We start from the raw sequence: 11,788 nt of genomic DNA, 5'->3' as shown, positions 1-11,788 counted from the left end.
AAGCTCGCCGGTCCCACCTTCCAGGAGTGGCTCGACACCCAGCCCTGACACGACACGGCACGGGCGGGTGGGGGGGGGACCGTCGGCAGAGCTCCGGAGGGTCTCCCCCACGACTCCGGACGCCGGGCGCCGACCTGACGCTCCCCCAGCTCGCCGCCGTCCGGGCCGAGACCGATTGTCAGTGGTGGGTGAGAGGGTGAAAGCACCACGTCGGAACGAGGGGGAGCTGTCATGTCCGGTAGTCAGAACTACATCAATCACGTCGCTCTTGTGCTGGATGCCAGTTCGTCCATGGCGCGCCTGAGCCGTAAGGTCGTCGAAGTCGCCGACCAGCAGATCGCGTACCTCGCCCGCCGGTCGAGGGAGCTGGACCAGGAGACCCGTGTCACGGTGTACGTCTTCGCCGACAAGGTGGAGTGCGTCATCTACGACAAGGACGTGCTGCGGATGCCGTCCCTGAAGCAGCTGTACCGGGTCGGCGGGATGACGGCTCTGCTGGCAGCCGCGCTGAAGTCGCAGCGGGAGCTGGCGCAGACGGCCCAGCTGTACGGCGACCACAGCTTCCTGACGTTCGTCCTCACCGACGGGCAGGAGAACGCGAGTCACCGCTGCCCGGACGCCCCTGCCAGGGATCCGCGTCAACTGGTCGAGGCCGTGGCCCAGATGATCGAGTCGCAGCAGGACAACTGGACGCTGGCCGTCCTCGTGCCGGACCAGATGGGCAAGCGCGAGGCCATGCAGTGCGGTTTCCCGAAGGACAACGTCGCCATCTGGGACGCCACGAGCACGCAGGGTCTTGAGGAGGCCGGGCAGGTCATCCAGCAGGCCACCGAGAAGTTCATGGTGGGTCGCGCCCAGGGCATCCGTGGCTCGCGGGCGGTGTTCTCCACGGGTGCGGACGCGGTCAACGAGAACACCATCAAGGCGGTCGGCCTCACCCCGGTGGATCCGTCGGAGTACCGGCTGATACCGGTGGCCCGTGACGCGGCGATCCGGGACTGGGTCGTCGAAAGCGGCCACACGTACCGCACCGGTGCCGCGTTCTACGAGTTGAGCAAGTCGGAGAAGATCCAGGCGCGGAAGCAGATCGCGGTGCTGGAGAAGAAGTCGGACCGGGTGTACACGGGGCCCGAGGCCCGAGCGCTGCTCGGCCTGCCGGACGTGGAGGTCCGCGTCAAGCCGGATCACAACGCCGACTTCACGATCTTCGTGCAGAGCACCAGCGTGAACCGGAAGCTCGTACCGAACACGCGTCTGCTGTTCATGCTCTGACGCGGCGGAGCCGGTGGCTGCGGGCGGTGGGCGCGGGGAACCACGTGCCGCCGCGACCGCACGACCGGCTTCGCCTTCCCGCAGCCGGTCCCGTCGGCCCCGATGCCGACCTGGTACCGCACTTTCACCGCGAGCTGATCCACCACCGGTGCGAGGTCTGCCTGCCGTGCGACCTCCGCCGGCCCACGAGACGCGATACGAACGGAGCCGCCTGATGGGCCGCCACATCCAGATCACCTTCGACTGTCACGACCCGCGGGCGCTGTCGTCCTTCTGGTGCGAGGCACTGGACTACGTGCACCCCGGCCCGCCCGGGGTCGACCTGCCCGAGGGCGCCGACCCGCTGGCCGCCTGGGACGGATTCCTCGAGCGGATCGGTGTACCGGAGGAGGAGCGCAACGCGAAATCGGCCATCGAGGACCCCGACGGGCACGGCCCGCGGGTGTTCTTCCAGCGGGTTCCGGAGGACAAGGCCGTCAAAAACCGCGTCCACCTCGACGTCCGCGCGGCTCCCGGACTGCGGGGAGAGGAGCGGATGGCGGCCCTGGAGGCCGAGTGCGACCGGCTGGTCGCGCTGGGAGCGGCACGGGTGCGCCGCTTCGAGCCCGCTCCCCCGATGAGCGCCGGCTTCATCGTGATGACCGACCCGGAGGGCAACGAATTCTGCCTGGACTGACACGGCCCGGCACGTCGACCGGCGTGGCGGACGGGTCGTGGGCAGCGCCGCGTCGTGGGCGGGCCGGGGCGGGTCAGGACGCGCGCCCATGGGGGACCAGGTCCCCGTGGCTCTCCGTGAGCGCGCGTTCCCCGAGGCCGGCACAGGTCACAGCGACCAGCTGAGGTGCTCGTCGAAACCGGGACGGTTCGCCGGGCCGGTGGCGGCGGGGTGGTACCGGTGACTGAAGTCGAGGGGGATGTTCAACGCGAAGAAGGCCTTGCCGTCCACCGTCCGCGCACGCAGGTGGATACGGTGCCTGGCCACCGGCACCGCCCTGGGGACGCGCAGGTGCCACGTCTGCTTCCACGGCCCGGCGGGCGGCCTCAGGTCCCCGGAGAGGCACGCGCCCATGCACGCCAGCAGCTCGGGCAGCCGATAGGTCCTGTCCAGCATCTTCACCGGACCGATCTTCATGATCACCTCACAGGTGACCCGGGTCAGGTCGACGGCTTCCCTCAGACGGGCCTCCATGTCCCAGCGGAGCCGGTGGCCGAGGCGTGGCAGCGCGGGAGCCAGGGCGATGTCGAGGATGTCCAGGACATAGGTGTCGTCGCTCGCGTCCTCCACCAGGCAGATGCTCATCTCACTCCTCCCGTCGTGTCGTCGGTGGGGAAGGCGTCGCGTACGGTCACGGGTCCGCGGGAGGGTGCCGCGCCAGGGGTGGGGCTCGGGGCGTCCACCCGTTCGGGCGCACCCGACGGCCGGTGAGGACCGGTGGCCGATCCTCGGGCACAGGGCTCAACGGAAGATGTTCCAGCGGGAGTCGCCTGGCACGCGGGCCGGTGAGGTGGGAGGCGGCGCACCGGGCAGTCTCGCAGCGCCTGCCGTGCGGCCCTAGGATGGCGTGGCAGGCGCATGGTACGTCGGGTGAAGGCGGCGGCGGGCACCCCCGGGAGTGCTCCGGGCCCGCGCCCGGACGAGAACCCCGGCCCGATTACGGCGGGCCGGGATTCCGCGTCATGCGCCTGGTGGTGGAGCCCCGGCCCGATTACGGCGGGCCGGGGTTCCGCTTCGTGCGCATCCTGGGGCGAGCGGGCTCAGTAGTTGCCCTTGCCGTGCTCGACGACGCGGAAGCTGCCGACCACGCCGTCCTTCACGACGACGCCCTCGACGCAGTCGGGGGTCACGCCGTTCGCGGAGCTGTGCGGTCCGACGGTGGCGATGGGAGAGCCGTTGTCGCAGGTCAGTCCGCTGAAGACCTCGATGGTCTTGCGGCTGTCGTTACGGATGTTCAGGCTTCGGGAGCCCAGGCCACTGGCGACGACCACGCAGCCGCTCGAGTGAGCGGAGTAGGACCGCTCGTTGATCTGGATCCAGCCGCGGTCGCGGTCGTCGTGGTCCCGGCCGCCCTGGTTGTGGCCCTGGTTGTGGCCCTCGCCGTTGCCCTTGCCGTTGTTGCCCTCGTTGCCCTTGCTGCTGCCCTCGTTGCCCTTGCTGCTGTTGCCGCTGTTGCTGGTCCCGGGGTCGCCGCCCAGGGGCGCCTGCTGGACGACAGCCGGGACCGCCTCGGAGTCGGGAGCAGCGGTGGCGTAGGTGATGCCGGTCGCGGTCAGCGCCGCGGCGGCCGCGACAGCCGCGGTGATCCCTGAAGAACGGGACATGATCATGTCGTTTCTTCTCCTGTCTCAGAGTCAGAGAGCGCGGCGGTGAAAGCCGTGCGTGATTGAACGTACTCACGCCTCCCATAACTGTCATTTCGGGAAAATCGGAAGAGATGGCAATAGGGGGCCGAACGGGGGACGTGGGACGCGGGCATACCCGACCTCCGGGCCCGGACGGGGCGTCAACTACCAGCTCACATTTACTTATTGACTGACAATTAGCCCTTAGGAGTGATCTCCTGACGCCTCCTCACTCCCGGCGGCAGCAGGAGACGACGAGCTGGCGGGCCGGGGAACTGAGACCTGCTCAGCGGCGCGTCGGCCGCCGCACGCCCCACCGTGGAGGAGGGCACGGGGGAGCCGGGTCGTCCCGTCGGCACCGGCGCCTCAGCCGCACGGGGCCATGGCGGCGCGGCGCTGCGCCCGTACCTGGTTCAGACGCAGGACGAGGGCGGAGAAGGTGATCACCACGATCGCCACCGCGTAGATCTCGGTGGCGGTCCTCAGCCCGAGGGCGGTGACGGCGATCCCTCCGAGTACGGCGGGCACGCTGTTGCCCAGGTAGTTGATGATGTTCGCCAGGGCGAAGACCTCGCTGCGCTCGTGCGGCCTGGCGATCCGGGCGAAGGTGCCGAACGTCGCCAGCGCCGACGCGCCGAAGCCGACCCCCGCGACAAGGGTGCCGGCGGCGGAGAGCCAGACGAGCCCCTCCACCACCCCGGCGAGCGACATCAGGGTCCCGAGCCCGAGCAGGGCGGACGAGGGGGCCAGCAGCCAGGACGCCGAACGGGAACGGAGCAGGAAGACCGCGAGCGCCCCGGTTCCCGCCAGGAGCGTCACGACGACGCCGCCGACCAGGTGGTTGTGCAGCCCCAGCAGCCCCGCGGCGACGGACGGGCCGAGCGAGAGGTACATCCCGCCCAGGGCCCAGGTGGCGATCATCGCCGGCACCACCGGGACGATGTCCGCGCGCAGGTGCGCGGGCATCGCGACCCGTGGGCGCAGCGAGGCGAGGGCTCCCGGCCGGCGGAGCGAGGTCTCCGGCATGAGGGCGACGACCGCGGCCGCCGGCACCATCGCGCCGAGCAGCAGCGCGTAGACCAGCCGGGTCGGGGCGGGTCCGAACTCCACCAGCACACCGCTGCCGAGCGCGCCCAGAGCGAGCCCGGTCAGGGGAGCCACCGAGCTGACGACGCCCGCCCGCCCCCGTGACGGCTCGAGGTCGACAAGGGCCGCGCTCAGAGCGGTCGTCGCCGCCCCGGTCGCGATGCCCTGCAGTACCCGGGCGGCAGACAGGACGAGCACGTTCCCGGCGACCAGGAAGAGGACGAGCGCGACCGCTTCCAGCGCGACCGCCGCGGCCAGCACCGGCCGGCGGCCGAGATGGTCCGACAGCGCTCCGACGATCAGCAACGAGCCCAGCAGGCCGAAGACGTAGAGGGCGAAGACACCGGTCAGCACCCACGCCGAGAACTGCCATTGCTGCTGGTAGATCACGTAGAGCGGGGACGGCGCGCTGGAAGCGGCCAGGAAGAGGACGAGGATCGCGGCCACGCAGGTGAAGGCACCCTTCCACGGCGCGCGGTGCGCACCGCCGTCGGGCGGTGCGACGTCAGGGGATTCGACAGACATGCAAGCCTCGCAGTGATCGTTGCGTTAGCAGATTCGAACGTAACACAAACGCAGCGATCGCTGCACTAATAAAGCAATGATCAATGCAATAATGGACATATGCCTGCTCCGACGCCTGCTCCGTCCACGCCCGCACCCCACGGCGGCAGCCGGCCCGGCGGCCGGTCCGCCCGAGTCCGGGCGGCCGTCCACCGGGCCGTCAGGGAACTGGTCGCGGACGAGGCCCGGGAACCGCTGACGATCCCGGTCGTGGCCGCCCGCGCGGGCGTGCACGCCACCACGGTCTACCGCCGCTGGGGCTCCGTCGGCGAGCTGCTCGCCGACGTCACGACCAGCCGCTTCGCCGGCGAGTTCGTGGTGCCGGACACCGGGAGCCTGCGCGGGGACCTGGAACGCTACGCGTCCGACCTCGCCAAGGACCTCGGCGACCCGGACACCCTCGCCCTGGTACGCGCCACCATCGGCGCGGGCGGAGAACAGGGCGCCGCCGCCTGCCGCGGAGAGCGCCAGCAGCAGCTCGAAGCCATCCTCGACCGGGAACGCGCCCGGGGCGGACAGCCCCCGTCCCCCGGGCACACCACGGACGCCGTGGTCGCCCCCCTCTACTACCGCGCCGTCTTCACCGACCTGCCCCTCACCCCCGAGTGGACACGCACCCTCGTGTCGCACCTGCTGCCGGAGTGACCCCCCTCCCCCGGCGCACGACCCCCACCCGGCCGCTCGCCGCCGTCGGGCAGGCGGGCGCGGCCGGGTGGGGGCAGCGGATGCGCGTGGTGCCCGCTACGCGAAGCGCTGGTGCGCCGAACCGTCGCAGTTCTGGATCCGCAGCGGCTCGCCCGGGCCCGCCAGGGTGAGGCAGAGTCCCCGCGCGGCCGTCGGCCGGATCGTCGCCCCGTCACGGACGAACTTCTGGTGCGTCCCGCCGTGGCAGTTCCACAGGACCAGGCCCGTACCGGCCGGATACCTGGTGTCGGGGACGTCCAGACAGCGGTCCTGGGTCAGCTCGGTGTGGAGCGTGCCGCGCGCGGAGTCGTACCACCAGCCCTGGTTGCGGCCACCGTGGCACTCCCAGCCGAGGACGCGGGTGCCGTTGGCGCTCGCGGCTGCGCCGACGTCCACGCAGGTGCCGGTCGCCCGGTTCGTCAGCGGCCGGAAGACCGTGTCCCAGGCGTACGGGAAGAGCACCGGCTTCCCGGAGGAGTCGACGTCCGCGCAACTCGCCTCGCCGGCACCCGACTCGTACAGCTGCGTGAGGCAGGAGGCGAAGGCGGCGTGGCCGCGGGCGTTGGGGTGGAAGGACTGGCGCAGGGAGTTCTCGTCCGGCATACCGGGCTTCGAGAGGTCGATGTAGGCGCCCCGGGCCCAGGTGTCCTCCATGCAGACCTCGTGGCCGTGGAAGAGCCGGGAGTTGTCGAGGTAGAGGGCACCCGTGGCGGCCGCGGCCCTGCGCATGCCGCGTTCGAAGGCGGGGACCGCGCTGTCGCGGCCCCAGACGGTGTCGGAGTCGTAGCCGAGTCCGCCGCAGGCGAGCTTGCCGGAGAAGTCCGGGTTGTCGCGGAAGTCGGGTCCGATGGGACTGGGGTAGCCCATGACGACGAGCTTGTAGTCGCCGTCGGCGTAACCCGCGTCGCTCATCACGCTCCGCAGATCGCGCACGGTCTGCTCGACCTTGGGCACGAGAGCGTCGACGCGGGCCTGCCAGCCGGGGGCGTACTCGGGTTCACAGGGGCCCTGGGCGAGCAGGTAGCGCGTGACGCAGTCGGTCATGACGGGCCCGAACTGGAGGTCGTCGTTGGCTCCCGCGACCAGCACCACCATCTTGACGCGGGTGTTGCGCGCCTTGATCGCGAGACTGTCGCTCTGCACGAGCTCGTCGGCGTACTGCGGGGAGCCGCCGATACGGATGTTCCCGGTGGACGCGCCGGAGCACGACACGTCGAAGGTGAGGTCGGCGGGGATGCCGGTGCGGTGGATGGCCGCCTCCGGGGAGCGGTGGCACCAGTTGTCGGGGCCGTTGGTGCCGGGCTCGTAGGTACCGATCCCCTCGCCCGAGATCTCGCTGTCGCCGAGGGAGACCAGGCTGGTCCTGCGGTCGTCGAGGGGCCGTTCCGCCGGGTCTCCGTAGAGCCTGGTGGCCTCGGCCGCGCGGACGGCCTCCAGTTCGGGGGCGAGCGGTACGGAGGAGACGGACTCGGCGGGGCCGGGCCGGGCGGCCTGCGCGGGGGCCGCGGCGGTGACGGTTCCGCATGTCACCGCCACCGCGGCGGCAGCCGCCGTCAGCCAGTGGTGTCTGTGCCGTGTGCCCTTCACTGCACCTCCTGGTGGTGGGGTTACCAGGGGTTGTACTGGCCGGTAGGCGCCGTGGGAACACCGGAAACAAGACAGTTGCTCACCTTCTGCGCTCCACCCCGGGTCATCGTGGCGCGCGCGGGGTGACGGCGACGGTGACGTGCGCGCCGGGCCGCGCCCGTACGTGCGCGATCGCGGCGCGGTCCCCGGGCAGCACGGGCGTGGCGGTCCGGGCGGCCCCGGTCAGCTCCACGCGCCAGCCCCCCGCCCGGGGCGGCACGGAGATCTCCGTGACACCGCGCCCGGCCCGGTACGACAGCCGGAAGGCACCACCGTCCGGCTCGTACGCCTCGGCGGTGACCCGGCCGGCGACCGCCGGGGCGTACGGCGCCGCGGTCCGCTCCTTGTTGGTCCTGAAGCGTCCCTCGGCGTCGACGGCGCAGTACCCGCCGCCGTAGCACCAGACGTAGCCCGCCCAGCCGGAGCTGTAGCGGTTCAGGGACGCCAGGGCGTCACGGTAGAAACGCCCCATGTTCGGCAGGGAGTTGTTGAGCGGGCCCCACTCCCCCACCACGACGGGGACGCGGTACCGGCGCGGGTAGGCCGTCACCGCGGACTCGTACGCCTCGATCCAGCCGGCCGCGGGGTCGTAGTCGGCGCCCGCCTCCATCGCCGTGTTGTAGAAGTGGGGCGCGTAGACGGCCTTCGGGTCGTCGATCCGGCCCAGTCCGGTGGGAACGCCCTCCCCCACGACGGGGGTCGGTTCGAAGAAGATCCAGGAGTCGTCGTCGACGGAGCGGACGGCGTCGGCGAGGCGGTCGTACAGGGGGGTGAGCTGGTCGCGCTCGATGCGGCGGGCCGCCGTCGGCAGGTCCTCGCCCGGCGCGATCTCGCCCATCGGCTCGTTGATCAGGTCGTAGCCGAGGACGGCCGGGTGGTCCCCGAGGCGTCCGGCCAGCACCCGCCACATGTCCGCCTGGGCGCGCCGCAGGTCCGGGTCCTCGTAGAGGTGGGTGAACGCGCGCTGCACGGCCGGTTCGAAGTACTCGGCGAACCAGTCGTCGGGATGCGGGGTGAACGGCAGCCCGTCGGTCCTCGTCGCCCACCCGGGGATGCCCCGGTGCCCGAACGCGGGCCCGAAGACGTCCTGGTGCGCGTCGATCAGGACCTGGACGCGGTACTTGTGCGCCCAGTCCAGGACGCGTTCGATCCTGCGGAGGTACCGCTCGCTGTAACGGCCCCGCTCGGGTTCGAGGTCGTCCCAGAAGACCAGCAGCCGCGCGAAGTTGAAGCCCCGGTCCCGCAGGTCCCGGAAGTGGCGCTCGCCGATCGCGGACAGGGCGGCCTCGCCGCGGTGGGTCTTGTCCTCGACGTTCCAGCCGCGCAGGGTCAGGACGCGGCCCCGGTCGTCCGTGATCCGGGGGATGCCGGGAGGTGGGTCCCGGTGGTCCTCGACGGCGGCCTTCGCGTGGGCGGTTGTGGTGGACAGCAGGACGGTGCAGACGAGCGCGGCGAGCAGACGGCGGTACACGGGACCTCCGGCACGGTCGGTCGGCAGTGCCGCAGATCCCATCAGGCGAACTGACGCGCTTTCAAGAGCGCGGACGCGCCGGACAAGCCGCACCGGACTCCGGAGACGGCCGGCGCCGAGGCCGGCCGGAAGAAAAGCCGAGCCGTTTCTTAAGGCCTCCGTAAGAGCCTCTTAGGGCTGCGGAGAGCTCGTTTCTGAAAGGCTTTCAGCGCTTCCCCCAGGGCAGCCGAAAGGACCCGTGTGGGGTCCCATCGTCGCAGGTCAATGGCGTTTCCACTTTTCCGGAAAAGAACGCGGAAAACAAGCTCACACAAACGCAGGGCCAGATAGGATACTGATGCGCCGAAGAAGTTCGATCTTTCTGACGGTCGCCGCGCTGTGCACCACGGCAATGGCAGCGCTGCCGGCGGGAACCGCTGCGGCCGACCCCGCGCGGCCCACCGAATGGCGAGAGGTCTTCTCGCCGGACGGCACGATCACCCAGGTGCGGATACCGAAGCAGGTCGAGCCTCCGGTCACCCGGCCCGAGGCCCAGGCGGCCGCCGCCACCAAGGTCACCGCCCTCCAGAAGACCGGGCCGTCCGACTCCCGGTTCGACATGGTGATCGTGGGCGACGGCTACACGGCGTCCGAGACGGGCCTGATGCGTCAGCACGCCCAGTCGAAGTGGAACGAGATCGCCGGCACGGCGCCGTGGGACAAGTACCGCAACTCGGTCAACGTGTGGCTGGTCGAGGTCGTCTCCAAGGAGTCCGGCGTCGACAACGACCCCGCCCCGGGCGTCAACCGCGACACCGCGCTCGACATGAACTTCAACTGTGGCGGCATGGACCGGCTGCTGTGCGTGAACACGTCCAAGGCCATGGAGTACGCCAACCAGGCTCCCGGAGTAGACACGGTCATCGCCATCGGCAACAGCACCAAGTACGGCGGCGCCGGCTACACCAGCGTCGGCCTCGCCACCGTCTCCGGCGGCAACGCGCAGGCCGGCCGCATCGCCCTCCACGAGCTCGGCCACTCCGTCGGCGGCCTGGCGGACGAGTACTACACGCCCGGAACCACCTACACCGGCGCCGAGCCCAGCGAGCCCAACGTCACCACCGACCCGCGCGGGTCCAAGTGGGCGAAGTACCTGGGGAAGAGCACACCCGACGGGGGCGTCATCGGCGTCCACGAGGGCGCCCACCAGTTCGAGCGAGGCGTCTACCGGCCGTCGCGGGACTCTCTCATGAGCAACATCAACAAGCCGTTCAACCTCATCGGCCTCGACGTCATGGACCGGGCCATCAGTGCCAAGACCGGCGGCTCCACCGGCCCTGTCCCCGGCCCCGGTCCCGTGTGCACCGACCACAGGACCTCGCGCACCGGAAGCCTGACCACCGGCGGCACCGCCTACGAGCCCGGCGGCGCGTCGTTCCACGCCGGCGCCGGCACGCACCGCGCCTGCCTCGCCGGCCCCGGCGGCAGCACGTTCCGCCTTCAGCTGCTGCACTGGAGCGGCTCCGCCTGGCACACCGTCGCCACCAGCGGCTCCGACGGCACCCTGACCCACAGGGGAGCCGAGGGCCACTACCTCTACCAGGTCAGCTCCGCCTCCGGAGCGGGCTCCTACACCCTGGGCTACACGGCGCCCTGACCCCGCACGGCATCCCGTACCGCGCCGTCCCCCGCACCCGGACCCCACCGGTCGGTCCGGGCCGGCGCATCGCCGGTCTCCAAGGCCCCGCTCGTGGCCCTGGAGGCCGGCGTTTCCGGGTTGCGGACCCCGCGAAGCCACTGCCTCATGCCCGTCACCACACGCCGCCTGTCCGCGCGGTGGGGCGTCATCGGCTTCCGTGGGTGCCCTCGGCTCCCGGCGTGCGCCCGCTCACCCACTCCGCGGGCACCCGCCCCGCAGGGCACAGCATCTGGGTCGCCAGCGCCCGCAGGGCCGCCGCGAAGACCGCCGGGTTGCGCAGGAACTCCATGTGGATGCCGGGGAACTCCGCCCACGGCGCACCGATCCGGCGGGCGATCTCCACGGACGGCCGCGCGTAGTACGTACCCCGGTCGCAGGCGCCCGCGCCCAGCACGATCGGGAAGGGCGCGGCCCTCAGCGCGGCCTCGTCGAGACGGAAGCCGGCGAAGCCGGGCCACTCCGTGCCGAAGAGGTGGTCGTGGTTGCCGAGGAACCGCTCCCAGAGGTCGTCGGGCCAGCGGTACGTCCCCTCGCCGCGCGTGGTCCGGGCGAACCGGCGTCCCGCCGCGGGGGCGCCGCCCTGTGCGTAGAGCGCGGCCATGTCGCTGAAGAAGCCGCGGTCGGGGTCGCCGTCGGGCAGGACGTTCACGGCGGGCGGCTCGTGCGCGATCAGACCGGTCAGCACCCGCGGGTGCAGCGCGGCCAGCGTGAGGCCGATGATGGCGCCCGCGCTGTTGCCGAACACGAGGGCTCGTCCGTCCGCCACCGACTCGACCAGCCGGCGGGCGTCGGCCGCCTGCTGAGCGAGGTCCATCGGTTCGGCGCGGCGGCCGGTGCTGCGGGAGTTGCCCCGCCGGTCGTAGGTGATCACGGTGAAGGCGTCGGCCAGTTCCTCGGCGACACCCGAGTAGTACCCGGCGTCCCCTCCGGCCCCGCTGATCATCAGCAGCGCGGGCCCGCTGCCGCGCACCTCGTGGTAGAGGCGCGCTCCGTCGGTCTCGAGCACGTCACTGCGCATGGCAGGTCTCCGTCCTGCGGTGACACGGACGGGCCGTGGACCGCGCGCC

10 protein-coding genes are annotated in these 11,788 nt (G+C 71.5%); 4 read left to right on the top strand and 6 right to left on the bottom strand.

The features are described from left to right. Positions 1 to 231: 231 nt before the first annotated feature. Positions 232 to 1,272: a vWA domain-containing protein gene (locus KUM32_RS29250; RefSeq protein WP_217144977.1), complete on the top strand. Its 1,041-nt coding sequence runs from the start codon at positions 232 to 234 to the stop codon at positions 1,270 to 1,272. Positions 1,273 to 1,486: 214 nt separating this feature from the next. After that, positions 1,487 to 1,948, top strand: coding sequence for a VOC family protein (locus tag KUM32_RS29245; RefSeq protein ID WP_217144976.1), 462 nt, complete (start codon positions 1,487 to 1,489; stop codon positions 1,946 to 1,948). Positions 1,949 to 2,095: 147 nt separating this feature from the next. On the opposite strand, the gene KUM32_RS29240 is transcribed toward KUM32_RS29245, so the two are convergent. The 3 genes from KUM32_RS29240 to KUM32_RS29230 form a co-directional block, all read right to left on the bottom strand. After that, positions 2,096 to 2,572: a hypothetical protein gene (locus KUM32_RS29240; protein WP_217144975.1), complete on the bottom strand. Its 477-nt coding sequence runs from the start codon at positions 2,570 to 2,572 to the stop codon at positions 2,096 to 2,098. A gap of 455 nt (positions 2,573 to 3,027) precedes the next feature. After that, positions 3,028 to 3,591 carry a hypothetical protein gene (locus tag KUM32_RS29235; protein WP_254406293.1) on the bottom strand — a complete coding sequence of 188 codons (564 nt, stop codon included), beginning with the start codon at positions 3,589 to 3,591 and terminating at the stop codon, positions 3,028 to 3,030. A gap of 387 nt (positions 3,592 to 3,978) precedes the next feature. Next, the gene (locus tag KUM32_RS29230) at positions 3,979 to 5,223 is read right to left on the bottom strand and encodes an MFS transporter (protein WP_217144974.1); all 1,245 of its coding nucleotides are present in this window, start codon (positions 5,221 to 5,223) and stop codon (positions 3,979 to 3,981) included. A gap of 99 nt (positions 5,224 to 5,322) precedes the next feature. Here KUM32_RS29230 and KUM32_RS29225 point away from each other — a divergent pair, with 99 nt between their 5' ends. Further along, positions 5,323 to 5,907: a TetR-like C-terminal domain-containing protein gene (locus KUM32_RS29225; RefSeq protein WP_217144973.1), complete on the top strand. Its 585-nt coding sequence runs from the start codon at positions 5,323 to 5,325 to the stop codon at positions 5,905 to 5,907. A 96-nt stretch (positions 5,908 to 6,003) separates the two neighbouring features. Here KUM32_RS29225 and KUM32_RS29220 read toward each other — a convergent pair whose 3' ends face one another. Both KUM32_RS29220 and KUM32_RS29215 read right to left on the bottom strand, forming a co-directional pair. Next, positions 6,004 to 7,533 carry a ricin-type beta-trefoil lectin domain protein gene (locus tag KUM32_RS29220; RefSeq protein WP_217144972.1) on the bottom strand — a complete coding sequence of 510 codons (1,530 nt, stop codon included), beginning with the start codon at positions 7,531 to 7,533 and terminating at the stop codon, positions 6,004 to 6,006. A gap of 103 nt (positions 7,534 to 7,636) precedes the next feature. Continuing rightward, entirely contained in the window at positions 7,637 to 9,085 is a 1,449-nt protein-coding gene (locus KUM32_RS29215) for a cellulase family glycosylhydrolase (RefSeq protein WP_217144971.1), read from the bottom strand. Positions 9,086 to 9,380: 295 nt separating this feature from the next. On the opposite strand from KUM32_RS29215, the gene KUM32_RS29210 reads away from it, so the two are divergent. Next, a complete protein-coding gene (locus KUM32_RS29210) occupies positions 9,381 to 10,679 on the top strand; it encodes a M64 family metallopeptidase (RefSeq protein WP_217144970.1) in 1,299 nt (432 codons plus the stop codon). A 187-nt stretch (positions 10,680 to 10,866) separates the two neighbouring features. Here the strand turns inward: KUM32_RS29210 and KUM32_RS29205 are convergent, their stop codons facing one another. After that, positions 10,867 to 11,739, bottom strand: coding sequence for an alpha/beta fold hydrolase (locus KUM32_RS29205; RefSeq protein ID WP_217144969.1), 873 nt, complete (start codon positions 11,737 to 11,739; stop codon positions 10,867 to 10,869). Positions 11,740 to 11,788 lie beyond the last annotated feature (49 nt).

It is taken from the genome of Streptomyces sp. AC627_RSS907, from assembly GCF_019049165.1.
Note: the sequence above shows the minus strand (reverse complement) of the source record. Positions and strands in the feature narration are given on the sequence as shown.

Coding starts and splice junctions, on each gene's coding strand:
- KUM32_RS29250 (WP_217144977.1), top strand. CDS start 232: ATGTCCGGTAGTCAGAACTACATCAATCACGTCGCTCTTGTGCTGGAT.
- KUM32_RS29245 (WP_217144976.1), top strand. CDS start 1,487: ATGGGCCGCCACATCCAGATCACCTTCGACTGTCACGACCCGCGGGCG.
- KUM32_RS29240 (WP_217144975.1), bottom strand. CDS start 2,572: ATGAGCATCTGCCTGGTGGAGGACGCGAGCGACGACACCTATGTCCTG.
- KUM32_RS29235 (WP_254406293.1), bottom strand. CDS start 3,591: ATGTCCCGTTCTTCAGGGATCACCGCGGCTGTCGCGGCCGCCGCGGCG.
- KUM32_RS29230 (WP_217144974.1), bottom strand. CDS start 5,223: ATGTCTGTCGAATCCCCTGACGTCGCACCGCCCGACGGCGGTGCGCAC.
- KUM32_RS29225 (WP_217144973.1), top strand. CDS start 5,323: ATGCCTGCTCCGACGCCTGCTCCGTCCACGCCCGCACCCCACGGCGGC.
- KUM32_RS29215 (WP_217144971.1), bottom strand. CDS start 9,085: ATGGGATCTGCGGCACTGCCGACCGACCGTGCCGGAGGTCCCGTGTAC.
- KUM32_RS29210 (WP_217144970.1), top strand. CDS start 9,381: ATGCGCCGAAGAAGTTCGATCTTTCTGACGGTCGCCGCGCTGTGCACC.
- KUM32_RS29205 (WP_217144969.1), bottom strand. CDS start 11,739: ATGCGCAGTGACGTGCTCGAGACCGACGGAGCGCGCCTCTACCACGAG.